General features: G+C 68.6%; 12 protein-coding genes and 2 tRNA genes. 3 read left to right on the top strand and 11 right to left on the bottom strand.

Annotated features, from left to right (window positions below; genetic code table 11):
• Positions 1-5 precede the first annotated feature (5 nt).
• From ABIC30_RS02365 to ABIC30_RS02405, 9 genes are all read right to left on the bottom strand, one after another.
• Positions 6-1,271, bottom strand: a complete 1,266-nt coding sequence (locus ABIC30_RS02365; RefSeq protein ID WP_020096376.1) for an adenylate/guanylate cyclase domain-containing protein — start codon at positions 1,269-1,271, stop codon at positions 6-8.
• The gene (locus ABIC30_RS02370; RefSeq protein WP_020096377.1) at positions 1,268-1,666 is read right to left on the bottom strand and encodes a response regulator; all 399 of its coding nucleotides are present in this window, start codon (positions 1,664-1,666) and stop codon (positions 1,268-1,270) included. Before ABIC30_RS02370 ends, ABIC30_RS02365 begins: the two co-directional genes overlap by 4 nt.
• On the bottom strand, positions 1,663-3,729 hold the full coding sequence (locus ABIC30_RS02375; protein ID WP_042674860.1) for a sensor histidine kinase: 2,067 nt from the start codon (positions 3,727-3,729) through the stop codon (positions 1,663-1,665). The genes ABIC30_RS02370 and ABIC30_RS02375 overlap by 4 nt, the downstream gene beginning before the upstream one ends.
• Positions 3,726-4,703, bottom strand: a complete 978-nt coding sequence (locus tag ABIC30_RS02380; protein ID WP_026605450.1) for an ABC transporter substrate-binding protein — start codon at positions 4,701-4,703, stop codon at positions 3,726-3,728. Before ABIC30_RS02380 ends, ABIC30_RS02375 begins: the two co-directional genes overlap by 4 nt.
• Positions 4,704-4,826: 123 nt before the next feature.
• Positions 4,827-7,136 carry a TonB-dependent receptor family protein gene (locus tag ABIC30_RS02385; RefSeq protein WP_354453831.1) on the bottom strand — a complete coding sequence of 770 codons (2,310 nt, stop codon included), beginning with the start codon at positions 7,134-7,136 and terminating at the stop codon, positions 4,827-4,829.
• Between the two features lie 56 nt (positions 7,137-7,192).
• On the bottom strand, positions 7,193-7,585 hold the full coding sequence (locus ABIC30_RS02390; RefSeq protein WP_234081150.1) for a DUF2946 family protein: 393 nt from the start codon (positions 7,583-7,585) through the stop codon (positions 7,193-7,195).
• 25 nt (positions 7,586-7,610) lie between these two features.
• Positions 7,611-8,987 carry a PepSY-associated TM helix domain-containing protein gene (locus ABIC30_RS02395; RefSeq protein WP_020096382.1) on the bottom strand — a complete coding sequence of 459 codons (1,377 nt, stop codon included), beginning with the start codon at positions 8,985-8,987 and terminating at the stop codon, positions 7,611-7,613.
• Positions 8,988-9,026: 39 nt separating this feature from the next.
• Entirely contained in the window at positions 9,027-9,338 is a 312-nt protein-coding gene (locus ABIC30_RS02400; RefSeq protein WP_020096383.1) for a hypothetical protein, read from the bottom strand.
• 201 nt (positions 9,339-9,539) lie between these two features.
• Positions 9,540-9,613: transfer RNA gene (locus ABIC30_RS02405), tRNA-Gln, on the bottom strand.
• 178 nt (positions 9,614-9,791) lie between these two features.
• On the opposite strand from ABIC30_RS02405, the gene ABIC30_RS02410 reads away from it, so the two are divergent.
• Positions 9,792-9,881: transfer RNA gene (locus ABIC30_RS02410), tRNA-Ser, on the top strand.
• A gap of 417 nt (positions 9,882-10,298) precedes the next feature.
• Here ABIC30_RS02410 and ABIC30_RS02415 read toward each other — a convergent pair.
• Positions 10,299-10,748 carry a Ros/MucR family transcriptional regulator gene (locus ABIC30_RS02415; RefSeq protein WP_042669594.1) on the bottom strand — a complete coding sequence of 150 codons (450 nt, stop codon included), beginning with the start codon at positions 10,746-10,748 and terminating at the stop codon, positions 10,299-10,301.
• 1,117 nt (positions 10,749-11,865) lie between these two features.
• Here ABIC30_RS02415 and ABIC30_RS02420 point away from each other — a divergent pair.
• The gene (locus ABIC30_RS02420) at positions 11,866-13,557 is read left to right on the top strand and encodes a methyl-accepting chemotaxis protein (RefSeq protein ID WP_354453834.1); all 1,692 of its coding nucleotides are present in this window, start codon (positions 11,866-11,868) and stop codon (positions 13,555-13,557) included.
• Between the two features lie 395 nt (positions 13,558-13,952).
• Positions 13,953-14,129, top strand: a complete 177-nt coding sequence (locus ABIC30_RS02425) for a hypothetical protein (protein WP_020096387.1) — start codon at positions 13,953-13,955, stop codon at positions 14,127-14,129.
• Between the two features lie 445 nt (positions 14,130-14,574).
• Here the strand turns inward: ABIC30_RS02425 and ABIC30_RS02430 are convergent, their stop codons facing one another.
• Positions 14,575-15,792, bottom strand: coding sequence for a flagellin N-terminal helical domain-containing protein (locus ABIC30_RS02430; protein ID WP_234081149.1), 1,218 nt, complete (start codon positions 15,790-15,792; stop codon positions 14,575-14,577).
• Between the last annotated feature and the right edge of the window lie 175 nt (positions 15,793-15,967).

The raw sequence follows: 15,967 nt of genomic DNA on the forward strand, positions 1-15,967 counted from the left end.
GCGACTCAGCGGACCTCGACCCGACTGCCGCTGCCGCCGTTCAGCAGCCGCTTCAGGTGGAAGGCCGCCACCCCGTCGTCGGGGCGCAGACCGACCAGGGCCGCGAAGGCGGCCAGCGCGCCGGCCTCCCCGGTATCGAGCTTGGCGTAGGCGTCCTGGTACTGGGCGAGCAGCGCGTCGCCGTAGGCCGCTTCCGTCAGGGGTTCGTAGGCGCGCAGGGCCGTCTGCTTGCCGCGCAGGAGGAGGTCGCCGAGGGGGCGGCCGCGGAACTGTCCGGCGCGGATCACGACGGCGTCGCTGACGCAGATCCGCGTGCCGAAGGCCTTGTTGGCGTTCTCCAGACGGGCGGCCGTGTTGATGGTGTCGCCGTAGGCCGTGTAGTCGAAGTAGCGGCCGCCGCCGAAATTGCCCACGATCGCCGGGCCGGCATGAACGCCGATCCGCGTCACGCCGATCTCGATTCCCCGCTCGCGCCAGCGATTGCGGAAGCCCTCGGCCGCCTCGTCCAGGGCGAGGGCGCAGGCCACCGCCCGCGCCGCGTGGTCCGGCTGGTCCCCCGGCGCGCCGAACAGGACGTGCAGGGCGTCGCCGACGATCTTGGCCACCGTCCCCTCGTGGGCGAAGACCACGTCGGTCATCTCGGCGAAATAGCCGTTGAGGATCTCGGCGAGCTGCGCCGGGTCGAGGCTCTCCACCAGGCTGGTGAAGCCCGCGATGTCGGTGAACAGGGAGGCCACGTCGCGGCGGTGGCCGCCGAGTTCGAGGCCCGACGCGTCCCCCGCGAGCCGCTCGGCGAGGTTCGGCGAGAAGTACCGGGCCAGGGAGGCGTGGGCCCGCTCGGCGAGCGATTGCCGCCGCCGCCCCTCGCGCAGGTCCTCGACGTGGCGCAGCGTCCGCTCGATCGTCGTCTCGAGGTCGGCGAAGTCGATCGGCTTCGTCAGGAAGTCGAAGGCGCCCCGGTTCATTGCCGTGCGGATGTTCGCCATGTCGCCGTAGGCCGAGACGATGATGATCGAGGGGCGCTCGGCCAGCTCCTGCAGCTTGGCGAGCAGGGTCAGCCCGTCCATCCGCGGCATGTTGATGTCGGAGACGACCAGATCGACGTCGCGGCTCTCGGCCAGGCGGTCCAGCGCCTCCTGCCCGTCGTGGGCGAACAGGAACGTGACGAGGCCCTGCCGGATCTGGCGGCGGAACTTCTGGGTGATCAGCGCCTCGAGATCCGGCTCGTCGTCGACGACGAGGATCTTGGCGCTCGGCGCACCGGGCGTCATTCGGTCCCCGCGAAGGCGGACAGACGGCGATCGATCTCGGCCTTCAGAACGGCGAAGTCGATCGGCTTGGTGATCAGGCCCACGGCGCCGGCGGCGCGGACCTTCTCGCGCGTCTCGGCGTCGCCGTAGGCCGTAATCATGATCACCGGCACGTCGGGGCGGGCCGCGCGCACCAGGGGCAGCAATTCGAGGCCGGTCATCCCGGGCATGTTGATGTCCGACAGCATCAGGATCAGGCTCGGCTCGTTCGAGCCGTTGATCCGCTCCAGGGCCTCCGCGGCCGAGTGCGCGAAGGCCATCGCGAAGCGTCCGGCGCGCAGCTCGCGGCGAAACTGCTGCCGGAACAGGTCTGTCACGTCGGGTTCGTCATCGACGACGAGGATCAGGACGTTCATGGCTGGCTCTCAGTCTCGGTCGCCGCCTCGGTCGCCGGCTCGGTCGCCGCCAAGGTCGGTGGCCGAGGCGGCGCGTCCGGCGTAACACTCTGCCGCGGCAGGGTGATGATGAATTCCGTGAAGGCACCCGGTTCCGTGGCGACGTCAACCGTTCCGCCGTGCTGCTTGACGAGGATGTCGTGGCTCAGCGACAGGCCGAGCCCCGTTCCCTCGCCGGCCGGCTTGGTGGTGAAGAACGGGTCGAACATCTTGGCCTTGACGCTGTCCGGGATGCCGGTGCCGTTGTCGCGCACGCGGATCTCGACGCCGTCGCCCCGGTCCCGGGTGGCGACCGAGAGCGTGGGCGCATAGCCGGGTTCGCCATCGGCGGCCCGCTTCTCGGTGGCGTAGAATCCGTTCGACATCAGGTTCAGCAGGACCCGCGTGATCTCCTGAGGGTACAGGTCGGCGAGGCCGGCCGCCGGATCGTAATCGCGCACGAGGGTCACGTTGAAGCCGGGTTTCGCCGCACGGGCCCCGTGATAGGCAAGATTCAGGCTCTCCTCGACCAGCGCGTTGACCTCGACCGGGCGATGCTCGCCGGACCCGGTGCGCGAGTGCAGCAGCATGTTCTTGACGATCGAGTCCGCGCGCTTGCCGTGCTGGACGACCTTCTCGAGATTGCTCTTGAGCAGGCCGGCGAGCTCCTCGACCTCCGCGCGCGTGTCCGGGTCGAGGGTCGTCGGTTCGAGCACCTCCCGCAGCTCGTCCACCAGCTCGTTCGAGAGCGACGCGAAGTTGTTGACGAAGTTCAGCGGGTTCTTGATCTCGTGGGCGATGCCGGCGGTGAGCTGACCCAGCGAGGCGAGCTTCTCGGACTGGACGAGCCGGCTCTGCGCCCGCTGGAGATCGTCGAGCGACCGGTTGAGGTCGCGGGTCCGCTCCTCGACCTTGGCCTCGAGCGTCTCGTAGGAATCCTGGACCCGGCTCGCCATCGTGTTGAACCGGTGCGCGAGGGTCTCGATCTCGTCGCCGGTGCGGATCACGATCCGCTCGGACAGGTCGCCCGCGCCGAACCGCTCCGCCCCGTCCTCGAGCTCGCGGATGGGCACGACCATGCGCCGCGCCAGGAAGGTGCCCGCCACCGCCGCCAGCAGGACGCCGAGACCCATCAGCGACGTGGTCTGGATCACGGATTCGAGCGCCGGCCCCATGGCGTCGCGCAGCGATTCCTGCACGAAGACGATCCAGTCGACCCGCGGGATGGTGGCGTGGGCCGCCAGCACCCAGCCGCCGTCGAGGCCGGTCGTGATCTCGTAGTCCTGACCCGCCATGCGGGAGCCGGGCAGGGCCGCCGCGACCTCGGGCAGGCCGGAGAGGTCGGTGTCGCGCAGGACGAGACTGAGGTCCGGGTGCGCGATCAGGCGACCGGTCGCCGTCGTCACGAAGGCGTAGCCGTGCTCGCCGACGTTGATCGCGCTGACGACGTCCCAGATCAGCTTGAGATTGACTTCCGCGACGGTCACGCCCGGGTCGCGGCCGGCATGGGCCACCGAGACGGTCATGTACGGCTCGGAGCCGCGCCGGAAATAGACCGGGCCGAACCACGTCTTCTGGGCGAGCGCCTGGGTGAAGCGCGGCGAGGTCGAGAAATCCTTGCCGCTGGCGACGGCGTCCGGCTCCAGCCGGGAGACGCGCAGTTGCTCCTTGCCGGCCGGATCGAGGTACGCCACCTCCGTGATGGCCGGCGCCTGGCGCAGCAGGCGGATGAAGTCGTAGCGCTGCTGCTCGGGGGAGACGCGCCGCCACTCGGCGCGCGTCGTCCAGCCGATCTGGCCCTCGATCGAGGACAGGAAGGCGTCGACGCGCTCGGCGGCCGCGCGCGCCTTGGTGCGCTGCGTCTCGATCGCGGTCCGCTTGGCGTCCTGGTAGTTTAGCGTCAGGTCGACGGCGCCGTTGATGAGCAGCACGAGGCTGACCAGGCCCACGAAGGCCACCGCGAACTTCCCCGCGAGCGGCAGGCGGAACCAGCGCGGCGGCGCTGTCGCGGCCGGCGGGGAGGCTGTCGGGCGCGGCGCCGTCATTCGACGATCTCGTCCGCCTGGGCGAGGAGCGCCGACGAGATCGTCACGCCCATGCTGCGGGCCGTCTTGAGATTCACGATGAAGTCGAACTTCGTCGGCGCCTGGACCGGCAGGGTCGCGGGGTTCTCGCCGCGCAGGATGCGGCCGACATAAGCGGCCGCCCGGCGGACCGTCTCCACCGGATCCGGTCCGTACGACATCAGGCCGCCCCGATAGGCGAAACGCCGGATCGCGAAGACCGCGGGGACCCGGAGACTCGTGGTGAGCGCGACGATGTGGTCGCCGTTGGCCTCGCTGAACGTGCCGGGGGCGACGATCAGGCCCCCGTCGCCCCGCCGCGCGAGCGCGGCGATCACCGGCTCGATCTCGGCCGCCTTGTCGATCTTCACCACCACCGGCTCGATCCTGAGCGCGGCCGCGGTGGCGCGGAACGGCTCGGCGTAGAGGTTCTCGCCGCGGATCTCGGTGCTCGGATTGGACAGGAGCGTGACGTGCCTGAGGCTCGGAACAGCCTCCTTGAGGGCCGCCACCCATTTCCCGCCCAGCGGCGCCTCGTAGAGCGTGAAGCCGGTGATGTTGCCGCCCGGGCGCTGGAGACTCTCCACGTACCCGAAGCGGACCGGGTTCGAGGCGCCGACGAACACGATCGGGATCTGCTTCGTCAGAGCCGCCACGGCCGTGAGCTGCGCGCTGAGGTAGGCGAAGATCACCTGCGGCTGTGCGGCCACGAGTTCGGTCGCGAGGAGACGCGTGCGCTCGCGGTCGGCCCCGGTCCAGCGATCGTCGACCCGCTGATCGGGATGACCGTGGTCGCGCAGGCCGGCATGAAACGATTCCGCCAGCACCCGGCCCTCGGGATCGCCCTCCGCGAACGGCCAGAGGGCCGCGACATGGGCCTGACCCTGCGCCAGCACGGTGCGCGGCCACCCGGCGAGCGCCAGGGGCAACCCAGCGAGTACGGTTCGCCGCCTCATCGGACCATCGCGCCACATCCCCGCCCACGGCCCCGCCGCGCGCTCAGGCCCCGCCCTGCGATCGACTGCCGAAGCATAGTGTACGCTCGACTGCGACACCACGCGCGAGCCGCCGCGCAGTTATCAAAATGCCAGCCGCATGCCGCCGACGATGTTTCGCGGAGCACCCGCGAAGACCGATCCCGTGGTGGTCGCCAGCACGGCGGCGCCGTTCTGGAGTCCGGTCGTGCCGCTGATGCTGTTGGCGAGGTTCTGCGCGGAGGCGACGTAGGTCGTGTCGAACAGGTTGCGCACCTCGACGTACAGGCTCAGCCGCTTCGCGTAGCCGCCCGTCAGCTCCGTGGCGTAGTGCAGGTTGGCGTTGACCACCGCGTAGCCCGGCGCCTTCAGCAGGTTGGCGTTGTCGAGGTAGAAATCGCCCTGGACGACCGTCTCCACGAAGGCGCCGAGACCCGCGAGCGGGCCGCTCGGCACGTCGTAGCCGAGGCGGGCGAGGATCTGGTGGGCCGGAACCCCGGGGATCCGGTTCCCGGCCCGGTCGAAGGACCGGCTCAGGCTGCCGGCGCTGAGCTGCTCGGCGTAGCGGGTGTAGATCTGGTCGTCGAACGTGTAGGCCAGCGTTCCGCGCCAGCCGGGCGCGAAGGCCCAGTCGGCGCCGACCTCGATGCCGCGATGCTCCGAGGCCGGCGCGTTGAACGTGTAGGCGAGGAGGCCGGCCCCCGGCGATTGCGAGACCAGCTCGTTGCGGAAGAACTCGTAGAACCCGGTCACGCTCAGGCGGAGATCGGTCACCGGGCTCCACTCGGCGCCGAGATCGAAGCCGAGGTTCTCCTGCGTCCGGAGCTGCGTGTTGTTGCCGGGCAGCCCGGCCGGGGTGATGAACAGGTTGCTGGCGGCCGGCGTGGTGTAGCCGGTGGCGACCCGGCCGCGCAGCGCCCAGGCCGCGTCCGGCCGGTAGACCAGGGCCAGTTCGGGGGCGACGTTGAGGAAGGACCGGTTCGCGTCCGCCACCGTCCGCGTCGTGCCGCTCGCCGCGTACGCGTAGGCGACGTTGCGCCCGGTGATCGCCGTGGTCTCGGCGCTCAGGCCGAGGATGCCGGTCCACTGGTCCAACAGCCCCAGCTCCAGCCGCGCCCGGCCGCCGAGATTGGACTGCACCGCCGTCTGATCGCCGATCAGCGCCCCCAGGCGCGGGCCGACGTAGGGGGCCCGGTTGAAGGTGGTGATGTGGTTGTCGATCGTGTTGTAGGCGAGCGCGACGTAGCCCGTCGCCGGCAGGCCGAACACGTCGCCCTGCCGGGTCAGGTCGGTCAGGAAGTTCCAGGACGGGTAGGAGCCCCGCGACGCGGTCGTGTAGAACGGCTGGTCGAAGTTGCGCTCGTCGAAGCCGAGCTGCGTGCGCCACGTGGTGAACGCGTCGAGGTCGTGCTCCCAGCGGACGGCCACGATGGTCCGGCGGTCGTTGCGCCCGAAGCTGCCCTCGTCGGCCGTCACCGGCACGGTCGCGCCGAACGCCCCGTTCCGGAACAGGTTGAAGGTGGTGCAGCCCGGAGCCGCGTTCGCGGCCGCGGCGCAGCCGCGCTGGTACGGGTTGATCCGGTACTGGGCCAGGGACGCACGGGCGGGCAGGTTGGCGTCGAGGGTGTTGTTGATCACCTTCAGGGTGAAGCGATTGTCCGGCGTCGGGGTGTAGCTCGCGAGCAGGTTGATGGTCTGCGTGTCGTAGCTCGCGTGGTCTTGGTAGCCGTTCGCGCGGACATCGCTGGCGAACAGACTGATCTCGAACGGGCCGCTGACGCCGCCGACGGTGAAATAGTTGCTGAGGTAGCCGAAGCTGCCGGCATCCACCCCGATCTCGTAGCCGTCGATCTCCCGCCCGGTGCGTGTCCGGAACGCGATGGTGCCCCCGGTGGCGTAGTTGCCGAAGAGCGGCGATTGCGGCCCGCGGAACACGTCGATCCGGCCGTAGGCGCGGGGGTCCGTGAGGTCGAAGCGCGCCGCCCCGTCCGGCTGGGTGAGGATGAAGCCGTCCTCCAGGACGACGGTGTTCTTGATCACGCCGGTGGAGCGGGCGTTGTTGCCGCGGATCGAGATGACCACGTCGCGGCCGCCGTTCCCCTGCCGCACGGTCACGCCGGGGCTGTTCACCAGGACCGAGCCGATGCTGGTCGCCGGCCGGTTCGCGATCGTGTCATCGCGGCCGATGCCGGTGACGATCTCGCCGACCGGGTGCTCGATCACCGCGGGCGCCGAGCCCGGCGGCGCCGCCACGCCGAAGGCCGGCGCGGCGGGCCGGCCCGCAACGGGCGCGGCCTCGCCCTCCACTGAGAGTTCCTCGAGGGTGACGGCGGTCTGGCCGAGGGCGGGGAGGGGGCTTCCGGCGAGCAGGAGCGCGAGGGCGCCGCCGTGCAGGACGGGGGAGTCGGAGGTCATCGGAGGTCTCGTCTGATCGATGGGGCGAGCGGCGGCGCCGCCCGGAGGACGGGCGATCAGGCACAGCGGGGCGGCCCGCGGGGCTGGCCGATGAAGGCGGGGACCGACGCGGTCCGGACGGGGGGCGGGATCGGCCACGCCACCGCCGTCCAGCGCAGGCGGCGCGCGAGGCCGGGCGCGTGCGGGAGCAGCGGCGGGACGGCACCGGCCCGACACAGCCCGCAGAGGGCGCAGGACCCCGGTGCCGGCGCGCCCGGGCCGACCGCCGTGTCACCGGCCTGATCCGGCGCGTGCCCGCACAGGATCTGGCCGGGCAGCGCGCCCCGATCCGCCTGCGCCATCCGGAGCGCGACGGCCGGCGCGAGCGCCTGGATCCAGAGCGCGAGCGCGATCAGCACCGCGCCCGGGAGGCCCGGGCGCCCGCGTCTCAGGCGCGGAGACGTGTGCACGGGCACGGCGCCCGCCCGCACCGGCTCAGCGCGCCCACCGTCTTCGCAGTCGGCCCGCGGCGAGGTCGAGACCGACCATGGCGGCGATGGCGAGCCCGGTCAGCGGGAAGAGCGCCCCGAGCCCGAGGATGATCGCGGTCACGGTCGCAGCCACCCGCCGATCCGCCGGCCAGGGCGGCACGCCGAGGCCGCCGGCCGGGCGCCGCTTCCACCACATCGTCCCGGCGGTGACGGCGAGCAGGAATGTGGCGAGGCAGAAGCCCAGCATCGCCATCTGGTTCGCGCGGCCCCAGTGCTCGCCCTTGTGGATGCCGATCCCGTACTGGATCGCCCGGCCGACCGGTCCGAGATCGGTGAAACGGACGTCCACCAGCGGCCGGCCGGAATACTGGTCGAGGGTGATGACCCGCTGCCGCGTGACGTCGCGCGGGTAGATCGCGGCGGCGTAGACGCCGTCCGCGCCGACGGGCAGCGCCAGCTCGAAGCCGGGGGGCATCCCCAGATGTCGAAGGATCGCCACGGCGTCGTCGATCCCGACGCTCGCGGCCGCGGCCGGCACGGAGCGCGGCACCGGCGCGTCCTGCAGGGTCCACCCGGCATCCTCCAGCCGGTCGCGCAGCGGCACCGTCGAGACCGGCCGATTCGCCCAGAGCGCGGCCGGTTGCCCGAGGCCGGCGGCGTTCGACCACGCGCGCAGTTCCTGCCCCCACCAGATCGACCAGGGCAGGCCCGTGAGTGCCAGGAAGAGCAGCCCGCCGCCGGCCACGAACCCGGTGACGGCGTGAAGGTCGCGCCACCACACGCGCCGGCGCGGGCCGCCGCGCACCGTGACGACGCCGCCCGCGCGGCCGCGGGGCCACCAGAGATACGCGCCGGTCAACACTAGGACGATCGCGAAACCGGCGACGATCTCGATGACGGCGTTCGCGAGGGGCCCGACCAGGGCGAGGCTGTGCAGTCCGCGGATCACCGCCATGAGCTCGCGGTCACGGTCGACGCGGTCGAGCACGTCGCCGGTATAGGGGTTTAGGTAGACGTGGATCCGGCGGTCGCCGGAAGCGAGCGTCACTCGCGCCGCGGCGTCCGGCGCGGCCGGGTCGATGTAGGTGACGGGCGCGCCGTCGGGCACGGCCTGCAGCGCGTTGAAGATCAGCCGGTCCGGGCCGATCGGCGCCGTCGCCTGCGGCGCGACCCGGGTCCGGTACGCGAACAGGCTGCCATTGATCTCGTCCTTGAACAGGTAGAGCGCGCCGGTGGCCGAGAGGCCGATCAGGAAGGGCAGGCAGAGCAGGCCGGCGTAGAAGTGCCACCGCCAGACGGCCCGATAGACGGCGTCGCGGGACAGTCGCCGCGTTGCCGCCGCCCCGTACGCGGGGGCGTCGCCGTGGAGAACAATCGACATGATGGGAGGTCCGGGCCTGAACGATCGGGAGCGGGATCGTCAGGCCTTGGGTGGACCTCGCGCGGTGCCCGTCGAGGCCGGCGGGCCGGTCGTCGGGATCTCGGATTCGGGGCGCCACGCGCGGCGCGTCTCGGCGGCGACGGGCCAGCCGGTCGCGGTCGGGTCGACGGTCGGCAGGACCAGCGCGCCGGCCTGCACGAGCGTGCAGCACGGATGAGCGTGCGCCACCGGGCCGGCGGGGTCGCCCGAGGCGTGACCGGCGCAGATCGCCGCGTCCGAATCGACCCAGGCCTGTGCCGGGGTGGCGAAGCCGAGGAAGGCTTGGAGCAGCAGCGCGTAGAGCGCGACCAAGCCGATGATCGCGCGCCCTCGAACCGTGAGAGGCTGGCACCGGCGCATGGACCGATCTAGGCGGCCGCGCCGCGGCGCGTCAACGGCCGACCGCTGTTCGGTCCGTGCCAGACCCACACCTCGCTGAGGATCAGAGGAGGATGCGCCGGGCTCCGGGCAAGAAAAAACCCGCCGGATCGGAGATCGGGCGGGCCGGCGCGGTGGCTGGGGGACCTGGATTCGAACCAGGACTAGAGGAGTCAGAGTCCACCGTTCTACCGTTAAACTATCCCCCAATCAGCCGTGAGCCCTGCGCATCCGGTTTCGAAGATGGCGGGGCAGAGCCCGCAGCGCATCGAGCGGCTCCGGGCGTGGGCGGTGAGATAGGCGGAATGGTTCGGGAGGTCAACCGGTTGTTCTGCTGTTGACGCCACCTCGGCCGCGGCCGTAACCGTGAGGTCGCGGATGCTGCCAGGAAGGGTGGCCGAGTGGTTTAAGGCAGCGGTCTTGAAAACCGCCGTGGGGGCAACTCCACCGTGGGTTCGAATCCCACCCCTTCCGCCAGCAGGCCTGGATCGTGGACAAGCTTCCCGCCGTTTGGCGGTCCACCCCACCGTCTGCCCCACCAGCTGACGGGACTCGTTGGCTCAGGGACCCGCGACCGTCTCCGGACTGCGCGAGGCCGCCGAGATCACGGATCAGGCGATCACGGCATCGTCCGGGCGGGCAGCCTCGTCACGAAGAACATACCGCCGAATATCGTCGCCGCAGGCGTGCCCTGCCGGGTTATTCGCCCGATCACGGAAGGGGATCGCACCGGCTTCAGATCGGTTAAGGATCGGCAGCGGGCCGAATGGCGATGTCCGCTCCGATGCCTCTGCCCCCTGAAAGCGGACCGGGGCAGAACCACTCTGGCCAGCCATCACCTTTCGAATATCTTGCGAACTTCATGACTGGGCACGAAGCTTCGGAATGCGCCAGCTATCCGGCTGCAGTTTCCGGACCGGGATCGCGCTGGGACCGACCCTGCGCCAAGCTCCTGGCGATCCTGGATCGCTTCGCCGCGTAGGCAGGAGCGACCATCGGGTAGTCGTTCGGCAGGCCCCACTTCGCCCGGTACGTCTCCGGCGTCAAACCACAGGCGGTCAGATGCCGCTTGATCGTCTTGTACCGCTTACCATCCTCGAAGCTGATCAGTGCCTCGCGTGTGATCGACGCCCGGACCATCTTCGGTGTCGCTTTCCTGTCTCCATCCGCGGTCGACGGATCGGTGGGCTGAAGGCCGGTCAGGGCAGCGGCCGCCGTCGCGATCAGCGCCGGCATCTCCGAGGCTGCGACGCGATTGTGAGACACGTAGGCCGCCACGAGGTTCGCCGTCATTGCGCTGTAATCGAGGGAGACGTTGCATGCGTTGGCCGCATCATTATTCATTTCTCTGTCTACTCCCGCACATTTCGGTCGAAAATTGTCTATACGTCTTAGAAAGACGCGGCGCATATGAAATCTAATCCACATTAATGTAATGTATTCATAATGACTACTTTAGGTAAAGGCACTCGCGTTGATCTGGCTATCGGTGGTTGATATCCGGGCGATACAGCGCTTCGAGGCACTCGGAATCGCGTGCTTAGGACAATGCGCTTATCGTGATTCAACGCAGGGTGGCGTCGAGCGCATGACGCGCCTCACAGCAGGCCGCGTCTTGCAGGCGGCTCGACTCGTCACGAGGCCATCAGAATCGCTCACCGCGTTTCCGCCCTGACGAGTCTGGATCCCTTCCCGACGCCCGCGGCCGGTCGCATAACAGCGCTCCAGCGCCGGATTTTGTCTGCTCGGAACAGGGCCCTGTCAGCGTGACTATGCTCACGGCCAATCGCGACCCAACCCAGACGGCCGGAACGGAGCTGACGGTTCCTGAAAGCGGCCTTCCACGGATCGTCGGACTCCATCGATTGAGTGCGGTCTCACATCCCGGAACGCGATTGCCGTGGGGCAAGTCTTCTGGATCTCTATAGAGACCGTCGGACCCTCGGGTGCGGGCTTCTTCCAGAGGATATCCCGGTAGCCGGGATGAAGCTGCAAGTTTTCGGCAATCGCCGATCGCCTGGCCGCGATCGCGTCACGCCTCGGACCGTTGACGGGTCAGATACGTCAACTGCCATGAGGCTTAAGAGGGCGTCGGCTGTCTTGGAGCTTACCCCGACGCTGAATGTTAAGGATCAGGCATGCGGTGCGCCATAAGGCGGCGGTGACCGCGATCAAATCTGCTACACCGATGATGATGCCGAGGCAGCCAGCCATCGAGCGTGACCTGTCTCGCGAATGCATCCTGGATACCGATATTCGCCATTAATCATCGATTGATTGCGTTGTCGTATCTCCAGATAACGATATTCAGGTGCACACTCGTAATCTGCTCCATCATTCTATTATCGAATATTATATTGAAATCTCTGTTGCATGATCTGCATAATCAATGTATTTTAATATTATTTTAAGTAATGCAGATTACTTTGTGTCACTTAAAGAAGTATAAAGTGGTGCCTCTATGCTGCGAAACTCCAGTATCCTGATCAAGGCGTCTGTTCCGCTGCTGATCATGGCCGCAGTCGCCGCCGGCCTGGTTCATTACGCCATCGGAGAGCTCAATCTACTCGCAGGGCAAATGCGCGAGATCGTCGACACGCAGGCAGTCCGCCTCGAACGGATCTTGGCTGTTCAGGTCAACACCAACGATGCAGCGATCCAGGCGCGCAACCTCATTCTCGAAACCCGCGAGCAGGAGATGGCCGGCTATAAAGTGCGGTACGATGCGGCTGTAAAGACGTCACTCGATGCTGCGAACACCTTGATCGCGATGGCGGACACGCCCGATCGGAAGGTCACCAACGAAACTCTCCAGAGTATTCTCAAGGAGTTCTACTCTGCTCTGGATAAATCCAACGCGCTCGGCCTCAAGAATGACAATGAAGCTGCTGCTAAGGTCCTTCTGACTGACGCTTCTGCCGCGCGCACCAAGATGCGGGATTTTGTTCAAGGTCGCGTCACGCGGCTGAACGCCGAGCTGCGCCAAGCCCGCGATGACTCCGAGCAGGCCGTCACCACGGCTAAAACCGTGCTGATCGGCGCCTCCGTGGCTGGCCTCGTCAGCGCCGTCGCGCTCTCCGCCCTGATCGTGATCTTCGGCATCACCCGCCCGCTGGGCAGCCTCGTGGGCGTCCTGCAGCGGATGGCCAAGGGCGCGGTCGACGCCGAGATCCGCGAGGCCGCCCGCGGCGACGAGATCGGGGCCGTCGGCCAGGCCGTCGAGGGCATCAAGACCATGGTCGCCCGCAAGGCCGCCGAGGAGGCCGAGGTGAAACGCCGCGCCGATGAGGCCGCGGCTGCCGAGCGCAAGCGTACCATGATCGAGCTCGCCGACGGCTTCGAGCGCGCCGTCGGCGGGATCGTCGGCCTGGTCTCGTCCTCGGCCACCGAACTCCAGGCCACCGCCCAGCAGATGACCGCCACCGCCCAGGAGACCGCATCCCAGTCGACCACCGTGGCCGCCGCCGCCGAGGAGGCGTCGACCAACGTCAACACGGTCGCTGCCGCCGCCGAGGAGCTCGGCTCCTCCGTGCAGGAGATCGGCCGGCAGGTGACCGGCTCGGCCCACCTCGCCCAGGCCGCGGTCGGCGAGGCCGACCAGACCGCCCACCTCGTCCAGGCGCTCAGCCAGAACGCCGCGCGGATCGGCGACATGGTCGGGATGATCTCCGGCATCGCCGGCCAGACCAACCTGCTGGCGCTCAACGCCACCATCGAGGCGGCCCGCGCCGGCGCGGCCGGGCGGGGCTTCGCGGTCGTGGCCTCCGAGGTGAAGGCGCTGGCCGAGCAGACCGCCAAGGCGACCGAGGAGATCGCGCGCCAGATCGGCGAGGTCCAGGGGGTGACCGCGCAGGCGGTGACGGCGATCGGCGGGATCACGGGCCGCATCCAGGAGATCGACAGCGTGGCGACCTCGATCGCGGCCGCCGTCGAGGAGCAGGGCGCGGCGACCCAGGAGATCGTGCGCAACGTCAGCCAGGCGGCGGCAGGCGCCAGCGAGGTTACGGGCAACATCGCGGGCGTAGCGCAGGCTTCGGAGGAGACGGGGGCGGCCGCCGGCCAGGTCCTGTCGGCGGCCTCGGAGCTGTCGCGGCAATCCGAGCATCTCGGCGCCGAGGTCGCCCGCTTCCTCGCAACCGTGCGCGCCGCCTGAGGGTGGCCACGGCCGAGATCCGCGTCGTCCCGGCCCGGCCGAACGGCTCAGACCAGTCCGACCGGCTGCACGCAAATCTCGCTGCCGCGTACGCGCGGGGCGAGGATCTCGGCGCGCGCGCCGCACATCTAGGCCGGCGGCGAAAGGCTGCTCCAACTGAGCCGCGCGTTGGAGCACCCGATCAAGGATATGGATCTCTCGCTCCATGAGCTTGGGCTGCAGGATGCTGCCACGATCGAAGCCTTGCGAAGCTTCGTGAGCGCGGCAGAGGAGCTCGCCAACTCGACGCAGCGGTTTCCGCCCACTCTGTGACTGTGGCCGCCAATCGAAGCTGGACGCTGCACCGCCCCGTCGTCGCACGGAGGCCGCCTTGGGCGGGCTGTTGCTGATCTCTGATGATCCGGACCGGGCGCCTCGCACGTTCCCTCGGCCCCGCGCGGCGTTGCACCGTCCACGACCTGTATGACGACATCGCGCCGGCGGAGCTGCCGGACCTCATCGTCGGCGACGTCGCCGGGCTGACTTCGGAGCCGCTGCGCGCGACCGGCGCCCTGTTTCTGTTTCTCACCTGAGGCAACGCTGCCCGCGCCGAGGCCCAGGCCCGGCTCCTCGCTCCGACCGACATCCTCCCGGCCCTGTCCGTGCTCGAGCGGCTGCTGGATCGGATCGACCGGCTCCAGGACCGAACGGACTGGTGCCGACCCATACCGCTTTGTGGACAGCTGTCTGGCTGATCCCGAAAGCAGCCATCCGCCAGTCAGTCATCGACATCGGCTCAGAATGAATTGAGGTTCCTCAACATAGGGCACTGGAGCATCTCTGGCCCTGCACTGGGCAGGCTGCTTCCAGATCTACGATTCCCCTACGTTCCGGGCAGTAGCGCTGTAATCGTCTCGCTTCTGCGAGCTTTCGGCGCCCGGCAATCGATCGCCGGTAGCCGGGAGCCACCATCCATACCTTGGAATGCGTTCGCCCGGAGCCGAGCTCCGGGCGTGGTGTAGACGCTCAGGGTGAGGTTTACCGCAGGAGCTGGAGGACGCCCTGCTGGGCTGAGTTGGCCAGCGACAGGGCCGAGATGCCCATCGACTGGCGGGTCGACAGCGCCTGCGAGTTCGCCGCCTCCTGGTTCAGGTCGGCGTTGGTCAGGTTGGCCGAGCCCGTCTGCAGCACGTTGATCAGCTGCTTGGAGAAGTCCTGGCGGTTCTGAACCACCGACAGGTTCGAGCCCAGCGCGCTCGCCGCGGAATTCAAGGTCGCGTCGGCTTTGGTCAGGGTCGACAAGGTCTTGTTGACGTCCGCGTTCAGCAGGAAGTTGCCGAGGCCGTTCTGGCTCGACGAACTGTTCGAGCTGGTGATCGACGACAGGCCCAGGCCGCTGGAGGTCGCGTCGACCGAGGCGACGTTCAGGTTCGAGCTGCCGGTGTCGTTGAACTTGATGTTCATGTCATTGCCCTTGCCGGCAATGAGGTTGACGCCGTTGTAGCTGGCGTCGCTGGCGAGCTGCGTGATCTGGTTGAGCAGGTTGTTGTACTGGTTGGCCAGCGAGGCGCGCTGCGTCACGCCCGAGATCGACAGGTCGCTGGACATCACGGTGCTGGCGGCGGTGCCGTAGGTCGAGGCGGTGGTGGCCGAGGCGGTGAAGCCGAGCGCCGTCTGGCTGCCGGAGTTCTGGAATTCCACGTCCGCCTGGGCGTTCAGGACGATCTTGGTGCCGGTGCTGTCGGCCGAGAAGATCGCGCCGGCGCCGAAGGCACCGCTCGACGCGGTCGAGGCCGAGCTGACCGCGGCGTTGAGCGCCGCGACGGTGGCGCTGATGCTCGAGGAGGCGGCGACCGTGGCCGAGACCGAGCTGCCGTTGATGGTCAGGAGCACGGTCGAGGAGGCGGTGCTGGCGCTGTAGGCGTTGGCGGCGGTGCCGGTGGTGGAGAGCTGGGTCGAGAGCGCCTGGCTGGCGATCGACTTGGCCTGGCTGACCAGCTTCTGGATCGAGGTGATGCCCTGGTTGGCGGCCTGGATCGACTGGATGCCGTTGGAGATGCCGTCGAGGAGGGAGTTCAGGCTCGAGGAGCGTCCGTCGAGGGCCTGGGAGGTGAAGAAGTTGGTCGGGTTGTCGAGGGCGGAGTTGACGGTCTTGCCGGTCGCGAGCCGGTTCTGGGTGGTCGACATCAGCTGGGCGGTGTCCTGCAGCGAGAGCAGGTTCTGACGCGTCGCGGCCGACAGGGTGATCGAAGACATGGATCGCTATCTTTCTGACTCAACGCGCCGCTTTTTCGGCGGGCTCATGGACAACGGCGCTCGAAATTGATCAAGCTCGACTCGGAAACAATGCAGAAATTAAATTACCGAAGTGAACAGAAATATAACGACGCGCGTTGCCGGCGACTATACTTTTCATGGAACTGAGACACGT

It is taken from the genome of Methylobacterium sp. 1030, from assembly GCF_040544715.1.
GTDB lineage: Bacteria > Pseudomonadota > Alphaproteobacteria > Rhizobiales > Beijerinckiaceae > Methylobacterium.